The sequence below is a fragment of the Runella sp. R0.1_18 genome (assembly GCF_057652155.1).
The window spans coordinates 119,060-135,861 of the sequence record NZ_JBYFCK010000010.1 but is presented as its reverse complement, the minus strand read 5'-3'; the positions used below and the strand labels follow the sequence as shown (position 1 = coordinate 135,861).

At 45.0% G+C, this 16,802-nt stretch carries 17 protein-coding genes; 15 read left to right on the top strand and 2 right to left on the bottom strand.

Going from position 1 to position 16,802, the window contains the following annotated elements:
• The first annotated feature begins 28 nt into the window (after positions 1 to 28).
• The 9 genes from AC23P2_RS18315 to coaE all read left to right on the top strand — a co-directional run bounded on the left by AC23P2_RS18315 (position 29) and on the right by coaE (position 6,825).
• On the top strand, positions 29 to 538 hold the full coding sequence (locus tag AC23P2_RS18315) for a shikimate kinase (protein ID WP_487774537.1): 510 nt from the start codon (positions 29 to 31) through the stop codon (positions 536 to 538).
• Positions 535 to 1,806, top strand: a complete 1,272-nt coding sequence (locus AC23P2_RS18310) for a hypothetical protein (protein WP_487774536.1) — start codon at positions 535 to 537, stop codon at positions 1,804 to 1,806. Before AC23P2_RS18315 ends, AC23P2_RS18310 begins: the two co-directional genes overlap by 4 nt.
• A 1-nt stretch (position 1,807) precedes the next feature.
• Complete coding sequence (locus AC23P2_RS18305) at positions 1,808 to 3,052, top strand: hypothetical protein (RefSeq protein ID WP_487774535.1); 1,245 nt, start codon at positions 1,808 to 1,810, stop codon at positions 3,050 to 3,052.
• A gap of 71 nt (positions 3,053 to 3,123) precedes the next feature.
• A complete protein-coding gene (gene nusB, locus AC23P2_RS18300; protein WP_472490283.1) occupies positions 3,124 to 4,293 on the top strand; it encodes a transcription antitermination factor NusB in 1,170 nt (389 codons plus the stop codon).
• 11 nt (positions 4,294 to 4,304) lie between these two features.
• Entirely contained in the window at positions 4,305 to 4,607 is a 303-nt protein-coding gene (locus AC23P2_RS18295; RefSeq protein WP_028526765.1) for a YtxH domain-containing protein, read from the top strand.
• Positions 4,608 to 4,631: 24 nt separating this feature from the next.
• On the top strand, positions 4,632 to 5,075 hold the full coding sequence (locus AC23P2_RS18290) for a DUF1573 domain-containing protein (protein WP_472490282.1): 444 nt from the start codon (positions 4,632 to 4,634) through the stop codon (positions 5,073 to 5,075).
• Positions 5,076 to 5,121: 46 nt separating this feature from the next.
• Complete coding sequence (gene yajC, locus AC23P2_RS18285) at positions 5,122 to 5,427, top strand: preprotein translocase subunit YajC (RefSeq protein ID WP_183979058.1); 306 nt, start codon at positions 5,122 to 5,124, stop codon at positions 5,425 to 5,427.
• Between the two features lie 2 nt (positions 5,428 to 5,429).
• Positions 5,430 to 6,191 (top strand): YbbR-like domain-containing protein, encoded by a 762-nt coding sequence (locus tag AC23P2_RS18280; RefSeq protein ID WP_487774534.1) that lies wholly within the window; start codon positions 5,430 to 5,432, stop codon positions 6,189 to 6,191.
• 37 nt (positions 6,192 to 6,228) lie between these two features.
• Positions 6,229 to 6,825, top strand: a complete 597-nt coding sequence (gene coaE, locus AC23P2_RS18275) for a dephospho-CoA kinase (protein ID WP_487774533.1) — start codon at positions 6,229 to 6,231, stop codon at positions 6,823 to 6,825.
• Positions 6,826 to 6,838: 13 nt separating this feature from the next.
• Here the strand turns inward: coaE and AC23P2_RS18270 are convergent, their stop codons facing one another.
• Complete coding sequence (locus AC23P2_RS18270; protein WP_487774532.1) at positions 6,839 to 7,252, bottom strand: helix-turn-helix domain-containing protein; 414 nt, start codon at positions 7,250 to 7,252, stop codon at positions 6,839 to 6,841.
• A gap of 397 nt (positions 7,253 to 7,649) precedes the next feature.
• Between AC23P2_RS18270 and AC23P2_RS18265 the strand changes: the two genes are divergently transcribed.
• The 3 genes from AC23P2_RS18265 (at position 7,650) to AC23P2_RS18255 (ending at position 11,340) form a co-directional block, all read left to right on the top strand.
• Positions 7,650 to 7,886: a hypothetical protein gene (locus tag AC23P2_RS18265; RefSeq protein WP_487774531.1), complete on the top strand. Its 237-nt coding sequence runs from the start codon at positions 7,650 to 7,652 to the stop codon at positions 7,884 to 7,886.
• 72 nt (positions 7,887 to 7,958) lie between these two features.
• The gene (locus AC23P2_RS18260; RefSeq protein WP_487774530.1) at positions 7,959 to 9,128 is read left to right on the top strand and encodes an HlyD family secretion protein; all 1,170 of its coding nucleotides are present in this window, start codon (positions 7,959 to 7,961) and stop codon (positions 9,126 to 9,128) included.
• On the top strand, positions 9,112 to 11,340 hold the full coding sequence (locus tag AC23P2_RS18255; protein ID WP_487774529.1) for a peptidase domain-containing ABC transporter: 2,229 nt from the start codon (positions 9,112 to 9,114) through the stop codon (positions 11,338 to 11,340). Before AC23P2_RS18260 ends, AC23P2_RS18255 begins: the two co-directional genes overlap by 17 nt.
• A 10-nt stretch (positions 11,341 to 11,350) precedes the next feature.
• On the opposite strand, the gene AC23P2_RS18250 is transcribed toward AC23P2_RS18255, so the two are convergent.
• Positions 11,351 to 13,006 carry a sodium/sugar symporter gene (locus AC23P2_RS18250; protein ID WP_183979066.1) on the bottom strand — a complete coding sequence of 552 codons (1,656 nt, stop codon included), beginning with the start codon at positions 13,004 to 13,006 and terminating at the stop codon, positions 11,351 to 11,353.
• Between the two features lie 257 nt (positions 13,007 to 13,263).
• Here AC23P2_RS18250 and AC23P2_RS18245 point away from each other — a divergent pair, with 257 nt between their 5' ends.
• The 3 genes from AC23P2_RS18245 (at position 13,264) to AC23P2_RS18235 (ending at position 16,618) form a co-directional block, all read left to right on the top strand.
• On the top strand, positions 13,264 to 13,719 hold the full coding sequence (locus AC23P2_RS18245) for a DUF5004 domain-containing protein (protein ID WP_487774528.1): 456 nt from the start codon (positions 13,264 to 13,266) through the stop codon (positions 13,717 to 13,719).
• Positions 13,720 to 13,722: 3 nt separating this feature from the next.
• Positions 13,723 to 14,655, top strand: coding sequence for a tRNA (adenosine(37)-N6)-dimethylallyltransferase MiaA (gene miaA, locus AC23P2_RS18240; protein ID WP_487774527.1), 933 nt, complete (start codon positions 13,723 to 13,725; stop codon positions 14,653 to 14,655).
• Positions 14,656 to 14,848: 193 nt separating this feature from the next.
• Positions 14,849 to 16,618 carry a helix-hairpin-helix domain-containing protein gene (locus AC23P2_RS18235; RefSeq protein ID WP_487774526.1) on the top strand — a complete coding sequence of 590 codons (1,770 nt, stop codon included), beginning with the start codon at positions 14,849 to 14,851 and terminating at the stop codon, positions 16,616 to 16,618.
• Positions 16,619 to 16,802 lie beyond the last annotated feature (184 nt).

Below are 16,802 nucleotides of genomic sequence, written 5' to 3'. Positions count from 1 at the left end.
CTTTCGAGAGGTTACTGAACTTCGATAGATGAAAAATATTTTTTTGATAGGTCTGCCTTCTTCGGGAAAAACGACGCTCGGCAAGCAACTAGCTCGCCACGTGCGTTATCGTTTTGTTGATACGGATGTACTCATTGTCAAGGAAGAAGGAATGCCTATTCCCGATATTTTTGCCCAAAAAGGCGAACTGTATTTTCGAGAAGCCGAGGCCCGCATTTTGCGCGCGATTCGGCCAGACTCCAAATTAGTAATTGCAACAGGCGGTGGAATGCCCTGTTTTCATGATAACATGGACTACATCAAAGCCAACGGCCTAAGTGTATTTTTGGACGTAAGCCCCGAACAAATCGTCGAACGAATTTTACGCCACTCGACCGATGACCGTCCATTGTATCAGAAAAATGATGGTCAGTTGCTCAACAACCTACGTGAAAAATACGAATCACGCCTTGGTTTTTATTCACAGGCCGATTTTATCCTTCATGGCGATAACACCCACATTCGACAACTCCTTGACACGATTCAGCAGTATATATGATGTCAACTCTCACGGTATTTTATGTCAAATTAGTACTCGTCGTAGTATCCTCAATAGTTATTTGGTTAGGAGCTAAAAACGACACTTTTTGGCAAAAAATCCAACAAAAACGCCAAGATAATCGGGCTATACTGATTGGTCTTTTGGCTTTTCGTCTTCTTCCGTTTGTCATCATTTACGTATTTCTTGACCAATCTCCCCGTGGCGATGTGCCTTTTTTTTGGGGAAAAGCCACCCAAGCTTATCAGTGGAAGCTGGTTTACCGCGATTTTATTTCATTTCACGCGCCTGTTTTTGCCTACATCATTACTTTTCCTCTTTTCCTTTGGTATAGTTCCAAGGCCATCGTGCTGTTAATGGTACTTATCGAAGCGCTCATCATTTGGCTGACTTACCTCGCCTACCAACGCCGCTCGCAACCCGATGCCTTGAAGTCCACCTTGCTTTATATTTTGCTTTCGGGGCCCATGATTATGGTACTGCTGGGCGGACAAGAGGATATTTGGATGTGGGGAGTTGCGGCGTGGATGATGTTGTCTTATTTGCGGAGTCGCAACGACGGTTTCGGGCTAGGTGTGCGGTTTTCGACGGGGCTGATTGTCATCAAAGCTACCTTTGTTTTTTGGTTTTTTCCGTTGTGGTTTTTGCTCAAAAAACGTTGGGGTTTTCTACTCGGCATGATTGCCGTAGGAGTCCCATCGTTGGCGGTGCTTTATGCCGTTATGCAGCTTGATTTTTTGATGCCCGTACAAATGGGCACCACCAACTTACTCACTCCCAACCTATTTACTATCTCTCGGCCGTGGCTGACGTATTTATTTGGAAGCCTCCCTACCCTCACCGTTTTTAGCTGGGCAGGTATGGTTATTACCTTGTCTGTATCAGTATTGGTAATGTATCGTTTCCGAAATTTAGCGCTCGAATATACCCTTCCCTTGGCCTATTTGGCGACTTATTTGGCCATGAGTATTTTTCAGCCTACATCGGTGGGTTACTACGCTTTTGCGTACTTACTTCCGTTGATGATGGAGCTAGTGGACTGGAAAAAACAACGCGATGTTGTCGTTTTGCTATTTTTAAACTTGTTGCTTGTGGTACAACCCTTTATTTTTACCCACATCAATAGTCCAACTTACGACGACCTAACGGTATTTTCTCAACCACTTTTTGTCCTCGAATACACCCTTCAAGTACTCAATGTTGCTTGTTTTGTTTGGTATTTGTGGCAAGTGTATCGTAAAAACCTATCGTCTCCCCAACTCGCCTAACATGTTTATCATTGTCGGAAAAACCATCATTTCATTGTTATGCGCAGGACTTGCGGGTGGGCTTATTGCGTTTCGTGCAAAAATAGAAAAACACCTCCAAAACTACGACGATCGACTTGTACTGCTCCTCGCTTGGGTGCTGACACGTCTGGTTCCTTTTGTCCTTATTTTTTTGGTGTTTAATCAAACACCCTTTTCTGACCTCGATGGTTTTTTTGGGCAAGCCCGCGAAGCCGTTCAGCTAAAGCTCGTTTACCGCGATTTTTATTGCATGTATTCGCCCTTTTTTCCCTACGTCAATGCCCTTGGTTTGTGGTTTTGGCTAGACAAAAAAGCCATTATTTTGGTGATGATTCTCATGGAAGGCGGCGCCCTTTGGACGACCAATCGTTTTTTCGCCGATACCATTTCACCTCCCGAACGGCTTTTCCGAAGCCTTTTGTACCTTTTATTGCCAGGGTCATTGGTTTTATGCGTTTTGGGAGGACAAGAAGACGTCTGGATGTGGCTCATGTTTATCGGCGCGTACCTTGTTTGGCAACGCACCCAGCGCGTCGAATGGTTGGGCGTTGGGCTAGTCGTTGGATTTTTATTTACCAAAGCCGTTTTTATTTTGGTAGGGCCAGCGTTGTTATTTCTTGTTCCTAAGCCCATTCGTTGGATTTCAGCAGCGGCAGTTGCAGGTGTTATTTCCCTGGCCGTTTTATACCATACCACCGAGTGGCTCTGGCTCGAACAACCCATGAACGAAGCCGCAACCTTGCGTGCCCCCAACTGGCTGTCGGTGGCCAATCCGCTCACGTTTGATGTACTGGGAGCAGGGGCCAAACGCTGGAATTGGGTAGGACTTTTGCTGACCACAGGGCTTGGCACAATCTTGGCCTACCGACTCAGACAGCAGCCTTTTCCCCGTGCTTTCTCGGCAGTATATATTGTTACTTACGGCACCATGATGATTGCGCAACAGAGTGCCTACAGCAATTATATCTTTCTGTTCCTTTTACCCTACGTTTTTCAATGGCTCAACTTCTCTGACCGAAAGGAAGTAGGTTTATTCCTACTTTTTAACTGCCTGTGTGTGATTCACCCTTCGCTGTGGTGGCGGCTAAAAAGCCCTTATTATCACACTATTTCGGAGGTTTTCGCACAGCCTATCTATATACTCGACTATACCCTCCAACTAGGAATTGTACTACTTACTTTCTATTTTCTTCGCCAAGTTTGGCAGAAAGCAACAGATTTTTAAGTACCTTTGCGGCTGGAAACACAAGCAAGTTCTTTTCCTTGCTGCTTATTTGCACAAACTCTCAGGACTGAATGTTAAGTCGAAGACATCTACGCATAAAGGTTTTGCAAAGCCTCTATGCTCTTCAGGCTGCTCGCGAGGCAGACTACCAATTGGCCATAGATTTCATCACGGAGTCGTTTAAGCCTGATCTCAACTCCATGACCCCTCAAGACCCCGTCAAACTAGAGGGAATGCGAAAAATAACCACGCTCTTACTCGAAGAAAATTACCGCAAAGGCACCATCCCTGACGACGACGATACGCCTGCAACGGCTGTTGTGACGGCGCGGAATGCCCTCAAGTATTACGAGGATTTGTACAAAAAAGACAAACAACGCCTTTCTCGTCAACTTACGCCCGAAGTTGAGGCCATTTATTCGGCCTATTTACTTCTTTTACAGCTATTTGTTGAGTTAGGTTTTCTTTCACAAAGCGAGCGTGAGCGCCAATACGATGACCCAGATAGCAATCCGATTGCAAAATTGTCAGGGTTTGATACCAATCAAGTCGTGATTGCTTTGTCGGAAAGTAAAAAGCTCGAAAGCGAATTTATTCGTCATGGTATTTCTTGGGGAGAAGAAGTAACGGGCTTGATTCGGAAGATGTTCCGTGAAGTTTTTCGTCAAGACGAAACCTACCGCGCCTATTGCGCCCAAAAAACCCATACCCCCGAAGAAGACCAACAACTGGTGCTGTATGCGTTGAAAGAGGTGATTCTCAAAAACGAAGACGTTATCAATTTCTTTGAATTGAGAGACCTTTATTGGGGAGAAAACGGTGATTTGGCCCGTAAAATGACCAATAAAACCCTCAAGTCGGCAACAGAAGGTGGCGTGCAGATTGTCCCTCTCACCGACGACTGGGAAGAAGACCGCTCTTTCATGCAAGAATTGTTTGACGAAACCGTTAACCGTAATGATGAGTTTGAAGCGATTATCGCCGAGCCACTCAAAAATTGGGACTTAGAACGTCTTTCGGCCATGGATTACTTGATTCTGAAAATGAGCGTGTCAGAAATGATTACCTTCCCTGGCATTCCAGTGAAAGTATCCATCAACGAGGCCATTGAAATTGCAAAAGATTATAGTACGCCAAAAAGTGGTAAATTTGTCAATGGAATTTTAGATACCCTCTCAAAAAACCTGATCAAAGAAGGTAAAATCCGTAAGAGCGGAAGAGGACTTTTAGACAACAAGTAAGTACAACTACCATGAATAATTCAACAAAAACATTAATTGCCTTCTTAGCGGGAGTAGCTACTGGAGCAACCATCGGAATCTTGTACGCACCTGCCGAAGGGCAAGTAACCCGTGACAAACTTTCGTTCCGTCTTTCAAAATACCGTGAGCAACTTCAAGGACTTATCACTGACTTGCTCGAAGGCAAAGACTTACCTGAAAGTTTGGCCAAAGCAGAAGGTCAAAAAGTAGTGGCCGACACCCGCGAAAAAGCAGAACGCTTACTCGAAGATGTCGATCGTTTGATGGCGCAAATCAAAGGACAAGCGTCTTAAATTTATCTCATTATTCACAAATCCATGAGACGTTCACTTTTTATTGTTTTGACGCTTTGGGGTTTATGGAGCTGCGGCAGTACCCAAGACCAATCGGCCTCAAGTAGCCTCGACGATAAACTTCCGAAAATTGAATTTGCCGACGATATTAAAAACGTTGATTTTGGTACCATTGCCGAAGGCCAGCAAGTAGAGCGTAAATTCAAGTTTAAAAACACAGGTGACTTTCCTTTGATTATCAATAACGTGAGTGCTTCTTGTGGTTGTACCATTCCCGAATGGCCCCGCGACCCCATCGGCCCCGACGAAGAAGGGACAATCTTGGTACGTTTTAATAGCAAAGGTAAGCAAGGCCCTCAGTTTAAAACTGTGACTATTTTTGCCAATACCAATCCTGCTACCAACGATATTCAGTTTAAAGCAGACGTAACTCCCGCTCCAACGGCGGACTCAACGGCCACAAAGTAAGACGAAAAACTTCTTAGACTTAACTTCTAACATATCACCTACGAGAATGAATAGTATTTTTTTACAAGCCGCATCTGGCCAAACTAGCATGATTTATCAGCTTGTGATGTGGGCAGGTATCATTGGAGTATTTTATTTCTTCATGATTCGTCCGCAACAAAAAAAGCAAAAAGATCAAAAGAAATTTTTGGAAGAACTTAAAAAAGGCGACGAAGTAGTTACCATTGGCGGTTTGCACGCAACGGTCATTTCAGTATATGAAACAACCGTTACCCTTGACGTGGACGGCAAAGGCACTAAAATGAAATTCGAGAAATCTTCTATTTCGCGCAAAGCTGGAACAACTGCTTAATCGTGGCACAATTACCTGTCTCTTCAAAGCCTGCTCGTAGCCGCACCCTGATCCTTAGTCTGGTTGCGGCTACGATTATTTGGCTTTTCAACGAACTCAACAAAGACGGCTATACGCTGCGGGTTCCGTATCCTGTCAAAATTTCTTACAACGACTCGTTGTACATTCCCATTCACCCACTTCCCCAAAGTGCCAACGCCATCATTAAAGGTAGTGGCTGGACACTCCTGCGTAAATCCATCGCCTTCACTGTTCCGCCAGTTACGTACGTCATTGAAAACCCGTTGGCTACCAACTCAATCAATACCAGTGCATTAGCAGCTGCCATGAATGAGCAAGTAAAGGATGTGGACATTACACACGTAGAACTCGACAAAAATCGGGTTGATTTTGAAGAACGCGTCGTCAAAACATCTATTCTCAAAGTGGATAGCTTGGGGCTCAACCTCTTTCCCAAGTTTGTGGTGTCAAGCTTTATTAATCTTCGCCCCGCGACAGTGACATTTGACGGCCCCGCTTCGTTGGTGAACGATATTGCAGATACGTTAATTGTGAAAGTGCCTGCCCAAAAAATCAGAGGAAATTACGACGAAGAGCTTCCCATTCGCTATCCACAGTCGCCCTTGCTAAAAACCAGTGCTGAGCGGGTATTTGTCAGTTTTGAAGTAGCCGAATTTTTGGGCACACCTCCCCCTGCTCCTCAGCCCAAAGCGCCAGAACCCGTCAAAAAGGCCAAAGCTAGCAAAGGAAAGAAAAAGAAATAATTGAAAAATTGTTGTCATTCGTACTTCGGCATTTATCATGGCTTTACAAATCGGAATTACAGGAGGCATCGGCTCAGGAAAAAGTGTGGTTTGCCGCATATTTGAGGCACTCGGGGTTCCATTTTATTCGGCCGATGAACGCGCCAAATGGCTTCTCAATCACGACGATAAGCTCAAAAAAACGGTAGAAGCACTGTTGGGTAAAGACGCCTACCTAGCGGACGGGAGTTACAACCGCAGGTGGGTAGCGCAAGAAGTTTTTTCAAAACCTGCCCTGCTTCAGCAACTCAATGCCGTCGTGCATCCAAGGGTGGGAGAAGATACCGAAGCTTGGGTAAAAAAGCATAAAAAAGCGCCCTATCTGGTCAAAGAAGCAGCCATCATGGCCCGCGCAGGCCAAAACAATTCACTCGACAAAATTATCGTTGTTGAAGCCCCTGTTGAGCTTCGCGTCGCTCGGGTTTTACAGCGCGACTCTCAGCGTTCTGAAGCCGAAATAAGAGATATTATTGCTCGACAAATCTCTGACGATGAGCGACTTAAATTAGCCGACTATGTTGTCAAAAACGATGAAAGTCAGCTTCTGCTCCCGCAAATATGGGAACTCCACCAAGTATTTAGTAAAAAACGATAAGAGGCATATTATTTCAACAACTTTTATCGCGAACAAGGCTTCTCAAAAACAATATTTCTTCTTGCATAGCCTGAATTTTGCGCTCATACAATTCTCTTTCTCGTTCCGAAAGTCCCACTTGAAACAGCACATTACTGCCTTCTTTGGTTGTGGTAGAAACAATTGCTGGTTTGACTGGTGCAAAGGCATTCCCATCAAAAGCCAAAAGCTGCATAACTTCCACGTTGAGCACTTCGGCAATTTTATTCAGGTTTGAAAACGAGATATCGACCTCCCCACGCTCAATCTTGCTGTATGACGTCTGCGAACGCCCAAGTTGAGAGGCCATAAATTCTTGGGTAAAATCGCGTAGTTCGCGAATTTTACGAATTTTCGTACCTACCCATTTCATGTGTGGTACGTTTGGATGATTATTTAACGATGTCATTTTTGGATTAGGATAATATACCATAGGGATATACGAATAGAGAATAAGATTAGATTTTCCTATCAAAAAAAAACAATAAAATACAAAAAAAAGCACATTCTGTCCTGATAGTGGCCCTTATTTGGCATTTCCCATTTTTTTATAACACCTGTATATCAATCAATCTAAAGTCACTGTAAGTCAAACAATTAGTACTATAAGGCAGCCAAAAGAAAAACGATTATACCCTAAATGAATCGTAAAATAGTCGTCAAACGACTAAAGTAAAACTCCTGAAATTTGAATTGATACACAAGCCCTCCCATATTTGTCCTACCAATTCTTCCTCCGAATATCGGCCGAATTCGTAAAAGCATTGGTAAATAAATCAAATAACAACCCATAAATTCAATTCAAAATGAAAACGTTAGACTTAAACTCGTACGGCGTATCTGAAATGAACAATTTCGAAATGGTAAACACCGACGGAGAAACTTGCCTTCCTGTACCTACATGCGTAAATCCTGGCGCAACAGTTGGTGTCGCTCTTGGCGTGGCAGTAGGCGTTACAGCCAAAGTCACTGGCATCGTTGGTGGTGTAAAAGGCTCTCTTCTTGGCAAGGTTGGTAATCTCCTTGGTGGTTGCGGCTGCTAATATTTAACTTTTGAGCGAATTCCTCTTTGACTTACCCTTGGTTTGCTAAAGAGGAATTCCTCTTTTATACCCATGGCTCAACTCCTACCCGATAGCTTTATTGACAACACAACGCACTTGTATTTACCCAAAGTAAAAGCAAGGTCGATGGTGCTGTATGCCCTTGTTCTTGGCGCAGTTATAGTACTTGGTGTTGCCGCGTTTTTTATTAAAATCGACGTTTCGTTCACATCCAGCGGCACCATTCGGTCGGTAGCCGAAAAGACGGAAGTGCGCTCACTCGTCAGTGGTCGCGTACTAACAGCCCACGTTCGTGAAAATCAATTGGTAAAAGTCGGTGATGTTCTACTGACCCTTGCACCCGACGCCCTTGAAGAAAAATTGCGACTCAGCCACTTTCAACAATCTGAGCAACAACAACTTATCAATGACTTAATCTTCCTCACCAGTCCGAAGTACGACCTAACAGAAGCCCTAGGCAATAGAACGTTTAAAACATCGCTGTATGCCCAGCAGTACAATCAGCTCCAAGCCCAGTTAAAAGAAAACGAAGTCCGACGCAACAAAGTAGAAAAAGAGCTCAAAGCTGATAAATATTTGCACAGCGAAAAAGTTCTGGCCACCCGCGATTTAGATGCAAAACAGGCTGAATATGACCAACTTTACGAAGAATACCGCCTCTTAATTGAACGCCAAGTAAGCCAATGGGAAGCCGAACTAAACACGGCCAAACTACTATCGGCGCAACTTAAATCCGAAGAAGGTCAGCTGGCCAAAGAGCGCCAATTATATACCATCAAAGCAGCTGTGGCTGGCACAGTACAACAGTGGGCAGGCAAATACGAAGGCAGCGTTGTGCAGTCGGGCGAAACGTTGGGCATTATCTCTCCCGACTCAAGCTTGCTTGTCGAATGTTACGTCAAAGCATCTGACATGGGACTTTTAAAACTCAAACAAACCGTACTTCTTCAGTTGGACGCCCTCAACTACCGCGAATGGGGGCTTGCCCGTGGTAGTGTCATTGACATTGCACGCGATTTTACTTTGATCAATAACCAACCCGTTTTCAAAGTAAAATGCCGTCTCGATACACCCTCCTTAAAATTACAAAATGGTTATGAAGCGCGTCTTCAAAAAGGAATGACGCTCCAAGCCCGCTTTGTGATTGTACAGCGTACACTCGCCCAATTGGTATTTGATAAAATGGAAGATTGGCTAAATCCGAATGCGAAAAGGGATTGAAATAAAACAGCACGATACCACCGACTGCGGCGCGGCTTGCCTTGCCTCAGCGGCAGCGTATTATAAATTACGAATGCCGATTGCGCGCATTCGTCAGTTTGCCCATACCGACACCCGTGGCACCAATGTGGTGGGGATGATTGAAGCCGCCAACCGCCTTGGTTTTCAGGCCAAAGGGGTAAAAGGCTCGCCCGAAAGTCTCTCCAAAATCCCCAAACCGTCGATTGCTCACGTAAGCGTTCCGTTGGTTTCTGACAGCGACGCTGGCCGTGAAGAAGTAAGGGGATTGCACTACGTGGTCATTTATGAAGTAACCGACAAAAAAGTCACTTACATGGACCCTGCGGTGGGGAAAATGGTCAAAAAATCGCTGAACGAATTTGTGTCGATGTGGACGGGCGTATTGGTGCTTTTGTTGCCCAACGAACAGTTTCAACAAGGCAACGAATCGGTGACCATCACGACCCGCTTTTGGCAACTGATTCGTCCGCACCGAACCGTGATGATTGAAGCGCTTTTTGGCGCCATTATTTACACCATTTTAGGGTTAGGTACGTCGATTTACGTCCAAAAAATTGTGGATAACGTGCTCGTGGAAGGCAATCGTAACTTACTCAACTTGATGAGCATCGGTATGCTTTTACTCATGGTACTCCAACTTTTTATTGGTTCAACCAAAACAATTTTTGCCCTAAAAACAGGCCAACAGATTGACGCCCAGTTGATTTTGGGCTATTACAAACACCTACTAAAACTTCCTCAAACGTTTTTTGATACAATGCGGGTGGGCGAAATCATTTCACGCGTCAACGATGCCGTCAAAATCCGAGCCTTTATCAATGATGTTGCACTCAATCTGATTGTCGATATTTTCATCGTCTTTTTTTCCTTTGGGTTAATGTTTACTTACGATGCCAAATTGGCGTTGATGATGGCGGGTATCATTCCATTGTACGCCCTTACGTACTGGATTGCCAACCGAATCAACCGAACTACCCAGCGAAAACTCATGGAAAACAGCGCCGATTTGGAAGCGCAGCTTGTCGAATCGCTCAACAACGTGGCCACCATCAAACGTTTTGGGTTGGAAGAATACGCCAATCTAAAAACCGAAAACCGATTTGTGACTTTACTCCGATCGGTATATCATACTTCTACTCGTACACTCTACCTTGGCAATGCAGCGGCGTTGATTACCAACATTTTCACCATTTTGCTCCTGTGGGTCGGGTCAGGACTCGTGCTCGACCGCCAACTTACGCCTGGCGAACTACTCTCATTTTATGCACTTGTTGGTTATTTTACGGGCCCTGCCGCAGGACTTATTGGGATGAACAAAACGCTCCAAGAAGCCCTCATCGCCGCCGACCGGTTGTTTGAAATCATGGATTTAGAGCGAGAAACCACAGAAAATAAAGTTCCGTTGACGATTGACATGCTCGGCGACATTCGTTTTAAAGAAGTGACTTTTCGGTATGGTTCGAGAACAACGATTTTTGAAAAATTAAACCTGCTTATTCCCAAAGGAAAAATTACGGCCGTAGTGGGTGAAAGTGGCAGTGGCAAATCGACGCTGTTGTCGCTTTTACAAAACTTGTACCCACTGCAAGCTGGAAATATTTACATTGGAAATTATGACATCAAGCACCTCGACAACAGCAGTTTACGACAAATGGTAAGCGTCGTTCCCCAACAGATTGATTTGTTTGCAGGTACAGTTGTCGAAAATATTGCCGTAGGCGAATTTGAGCCAGACATGAAAAAGCTCATTTTTTACTGTAATCTCTTAGGAATCACCGATTTTATTGAACGACTTCCCAATGGTTTTCAGACGACATTAGGCGAACGCGGAGCTAACTTATCGGGTGGACAGCGGCAACGGTTGGCCATTGCCCGTGCGCTATACCGAAATCCACATATCCTGATTTTGGACGAAGCAACCTCTGCCCTAGATTCGGTTTCAGAACAGTATGTGCAGCGTACTATTCAGCTGTTGCGTCAAGAAGGAATTACGGTTATTTTGATTGCCCACCGCATGAGCACCATCAAAAATGCCGATAAAATTGTGGTATTACACGAAGGGAAGTTGGTAGAAGAAGGCACCCACCAAGCGCTATTGCAGAGTCCAGTAGGCACTTATCGTCGCTTATGGGAACAGCAAAATGGTGCTGTAATGGCCACTCACCTCAACGGCGTTGGCCATTACAGCTAACCAAAAGGGCTTACCAGAAAATCCAGTAAATCAAACTAAAAGTCACAATAACCGCAATGGCTCCCATGCGGAACGATGGTGTTACGCGGAACCATTCGGTGCGTACTTCAAACGCATTTTCTTGGTTTTGGCCTTTTGATTGGGCAAGGCTAATCGCTACGTGAACCGCCGAACAAATCCAGAATACCACGCCCATACGATTAAGGAATGGGAAGGCAGGATAAAGATTTTCGATCACGGCCGACAATGCAATACTCAACACCGCTGCTGCCAAAGCACCATTGGCAGTGGCTTTTTTCCAGAAAAATCCGAGCAAGAAAATACTCAAAATACCTGGTGAAATATAGCCCGTATAAACCTGAATGTATTCAAAAGCTTGACCAAAATTAGCCAACAATGGACTGACTATCAAGGCAATGATAAAGGCAATCACAATTGCCACTCGCCCCGTCCACACGGTTTGTTTTTCAGTTAAGTTTTTATTGAAAAACTTCTGGTGGATGTCTAACACATAAATGGTTGAAATACTGTTGGCTTTCCCTGCCAAACTTGCCACAATCGCCGCCGTCAGGGCTGCAAAAGCAAGTCCTTTCAAGCCTACTGGCAATAAATTTAGCAACACTGGGTACGCATTATCGGGTTTGACGATACCGTTTTGGGTAATTCCGTTTACAATCGATGTATCGGCATTTTCTTGGAATAATACATAAGCTGCAAGTCCTGGCAATACCACAATAAAAGGCATCATCATTTTTAAGAAAGCTGCAAACAACACGCCGCTACGTGCCGTGTTCAGGTCGGCCCCGAGGGCGCGCTGCGTCATGTATTGGTTACAGCCAAAATAATTAAGGTTGTTTACCCACTGACCACCAATGATAAACATCATAATACCTGGAAGCTGATTGTACGCATCAATAAACCCACCACGCCCGTCGTGAACTTGGTATTGACCTGGGGTAAAAATCATGTGCAAGTGGCTATCTGCTTTCTCACGAATGAGGCCAAGCCCTTCCATAATACCCGCACCCGTTCCCACCTTGACCGAAAGCAAATCTAAGGCCAAGTAGGTGGTGGCCAATCCACCAAAAATCAAACAAACAACCTGAATCACGTCCGTGTAGCCAATCACTTTCATCCCTCCCAAAGTGATAATCACCGCAAAAGTGGTCAAGAAAATGGCGCAAGGCATGAATGAAAAGCCTGTCATTTTTTCTAAGCTCAATGCCCCCAAATAAATAATGGACGTGAGGTTCACAAAAATGTAGAGGAACAACCAGAATACCGCCATAATCGTAGCCAAGCGCTCATTATAGCGTTTCGACAAAAACTGCGGCATGGTATAAATTTTGTTGTTGAGATACATGGGCAAGAAATACACCGCCACAATAATGAGCGCCACTCCCCCCAACAACTCATAGACAGAAATCGCAATCCCAAGCTGAAAAGCCTGTCCGCTCATTCCGATAAACTGCTCCGCCGAAATGTTGGAAGCAATGATAGAAGCCCCAATCGCCCACCATGTAAGTGAACCTTCCGCCAAGAAAAAGTCCTTGGAATCAGCGGTTTGCTTGCCTTTGTGTTTATATACCCAATAGCCGTAGCTGGATACAATGACGAAATAAATGAGGAAAATTACGTAGTCAAGGGTTTCTAGTCCTAGCGTCATAAAAAGTCAGATTGTAAGAACGGGTTCTTGATAAATGATAGGTTTATTTTTGGGTTTATGTCAAAAAGACACAATTCGCTTTTTCGTACTCATTTTTCTTAAAATCATTTCAATCACCTTTTATACTACTGCGCTTTCACACAATTCCTGACAAACTTCGGCAATATTTTTGCACGACAAAATCTATAAACCGACCTACGTCTTATTATTCCCAAAAATAAAAGCATTAACTTTGACCATTCTTAACTTTTTTGGCTATGAAACTTGTTCGTTTGTGGATATTTTTAGTGATGACCGTGTTAGGACTCAGTCAGTGCAACGTTACTAACACTGGCGGCGGTGATCCAACTCCCGACCCTAACATTACTAAAACGGAGCTTTTGGCAGGCAAATCCTCAAAAGCTTGGGTGTTGACAGTTTCTAAAATCAACGGAAATGACGTTTTCAATCAGACAGTTGCCTGTGTGCGTGACAACAACATGGTGTTTCGTACCGATAAAAACTACGAGTGGAACGAAGGTGCAACTAAATGCCGTACGCAAGACGACCAAGTTTACGAAAAAGGAACGTGGGCTTTCAACACCGCCGAAACCGAAGTTATCTTGAACAACGAGACGAAATATACCCTCGTCAAACTCACCGAAAATACCCTTCAATTGTCGTACACCAACGTGTTTGGAGAAACCTTAGAAATGACCTTTAAGCCTAATTAATTCTTGCAAAAACTTCTTATCGTCATTGCTGGCCCCACGGCAGTGGGAAAGACTGACTTATGCGTTCGACTTGCCCAAACGCTCGAAACAGAAGTCATTTCGGCCGACTCACGGCAGTTTTACCGTGAACTTTCCATCGGCACGGCCAAACCTTCACTGGAAGAATTGAAGGGTGTTCCGCATCACTTTATTGATTCTCATTCCATTGAAACCTTGTACAGTGCAGGCTCGTTTGAACGCGATGCTTTAGCACTCTTGGAGCAATTGTTTCAAACCAAAGATGTTGTTCTGATGACAGGGGGCTCGGGCTTGTACATCAAAGCCGTTTGTGAAGGGTTGGACAATTTACCCGAAACACCTCCCGAATTACGAACGTCGCTTATGAATCGCCTTGAAACGGAGGGATTGGCCATGTTGCAAGCGGAACTCCAACAACTTGACCCCGTTTACTGCGCTACCAACGACCTCCAAAACACCCAACGGGTCGTTAGAGCACTGGAAGTGTGTTTGCTCACGGGCAAGCCTTATTCATCGTTTCGGGAAAAGCAGGTAGCCCAACGCCCTTTTCAAATTATCCAAATTGCGCTGGAACGAGACCGCGACGAATTGTATCACCGCATCGACACCCGCATGGACCAAATGCTGGCTGCTGGGCTGGTCGAAGAAGCGCGCTCAGTCATTGCTTTTCGCGAGCATAATGCCCTCCAAACTGTTGGTTATAAAGAAATTTACGATTATTTTGACGGAGCTTACGACCACCCTGAAATGGTACGATTACTAAAACGAAATACCCGCCGCTATGCCAAACGCCAAGTAACGTGGTTCAAGCACCAAGGCAATTTTCGGTGGTTCCACGCAGCCGATTTTGAAGGTATTTTGTCGTATATTAACGAAGCCCGCTCGCCCCGACTTGAAGTCGGGGCGGATATGGTTTAAAGTCTCTGACTTTAATAAACAAACTTGCTCGCCCAGACTTAAAAGTCGGGGCGGACACGGCCTAAAGTCTCTGACTTTAATAAACAAACTTGCTCGCCCAGACTTAAAAGTCGGGGCGGATATGGCCTAAAGTCGCTGACTTTAATAAACAATCCTAACTCAAAAAGATAAAAAAACCGAACAAACCCCTGCCATGTCAAACGAAGAAATTGTTGAAGTACTTGAACTTACCGTCAAGCTAATGGAACTTCACAATGCCGATGCGTTCAAAACGCGGGCATTTGGTTCTGCCGCCTTTAACCTCGACCGCTTCAAAGATGCCGAACTTGCCAGTCTTTCGGCCGATGAACTCACAAAAATTCAGGGAGTTAGTAAAAACATGGCGGGGAAACTCGTGCAGCTTATTGCCACGGGTCACTTAGCCGAACTCGACGAGTTGTTGTCCCAAACCCCCGTTGGCGTTCTGGAAATGTTCAAAATCAAAGGCATTGGCCCTAAGAAAATTGGCACAATTTGGCGCGACTTAGGCATCGAAACCCTCGAAGCTTTGCAGGCAGCCTGCGAAAGTGGCCAAATTGCCAAATTGAAAGGTTTTGGTGAAGGCACGCAGCAGAAAATTTTGGATTCGATGGCTTTTCTCCGCAGCCAAGTGGGCAAACTTCGCATGGACAAAGGAGAAGCACTTGCCACCATCATTCTGGAAGAATTGCAACCTTATTTTTCTCAAATAGCCATTACGGGTGAGGTAGCGCGCAAGTGCGAGATTGTAGAAACCATCCAACTCATCGTTGGGACGGAGTCGCCCGTAGCGGCGGCCCGAAGCATCGCCAACGTTGGCTGGTTGGTACAAAACCCTAAAGAATCTTCGCCGTTTATTTGGCGAGGAAAAATTCAGGACCGCAGCCAAGCGACCGACCTCCCGCCCCAAGGAGAAGAAATTGAAGTCAAAAAAACGCTGGAAGTAAATGTCGAAATTCTCTTCGTTCAACCCGAACGTTTTGAAAACGAACGTTTTATTTCGGACAGCGCCTACGCTCACCTGTTTGCCAAAACCCCTTCTGGACATACCTTGCTGTCGTTGGCCAACACCGCCCAATCGTTTGTATCAGCCGAAGAAATTTATCAAAGTGCAGGGCTTTCGTACATCGTTCCCGAAATGCGCGAAGGCTTGGGGGAATTTGACTGGAAAACCACCCATGCCAACGAAGACCTCATCGAATGGAAAAACCTGCGCGGTATATTGCACAACCACAGCACTTATTCAGACGGAAAACACAGCCTCGAACAAATGGCTCGTTTTTGCCAAGAGCTTGGTTTTGAATACCTTGGCATCGCCGACCACTCCCAAACCGCTTCCTATGCTCAAGGGCTCAATGAAGAACGCGTGGAACAACAACACGCCGAAATCGACCGCCTGAATCAGGTGTTTGCCCAAGAGTTTACAAGTCCTTTTAAAATCCTGAAAGGCATCGAATCCGATATTTTGGGCGATGGCTCGCTCGACTACCCCGAAAGCATTCTCAAGTCGTTTGATTTTATTGTGGCCTCAGTTCACAGCAACCTCAACATGAACCTAGAAAAAGCCACCTCGCGTCTTCTTCGCGCCATCGAAAACCCCTATACGACGATTTTGGGGCACCCTACGGGAAGGCTTTTGTTGGCGCGTTCGGGCTACCCTATCGACCACAAAACCATCATCGACGCTTGCGCCCAAAACGGCGTAGTCATCGAAATAAACGCGAGTCCTTGGCGCTTGGATTTGGACTGGCGCTGGATTCGGTACTGCATGGAAAAAGGTGTTATGCTTTCCATCAATCCCGATGCCCACGAAAAAAATGGCTACTACGACATGCACTACGGCGTAGCCGTGGGACGCAAAGGCGGACTAACCAAAGATATGACCTTCAATGCGTTATCATTGGCGGAGTTAGAACAATATTTAGCCAAACGCAAAAGCCGATAACAAGGCTTTCACCCAAAAGATAAACACATAGTTTACTTCTGTTTTCTATGTGTTTATTCTATTGTGCCCTATGTGTTTAAAAACGAATGCGTAGAAATCTTTCCTCCCCAAACAACAATTTTATTTTTCTCGCATCATTTTGCTAAGTTAGCGCGTTACTACTAAAAGAAAATTATCTTTACGC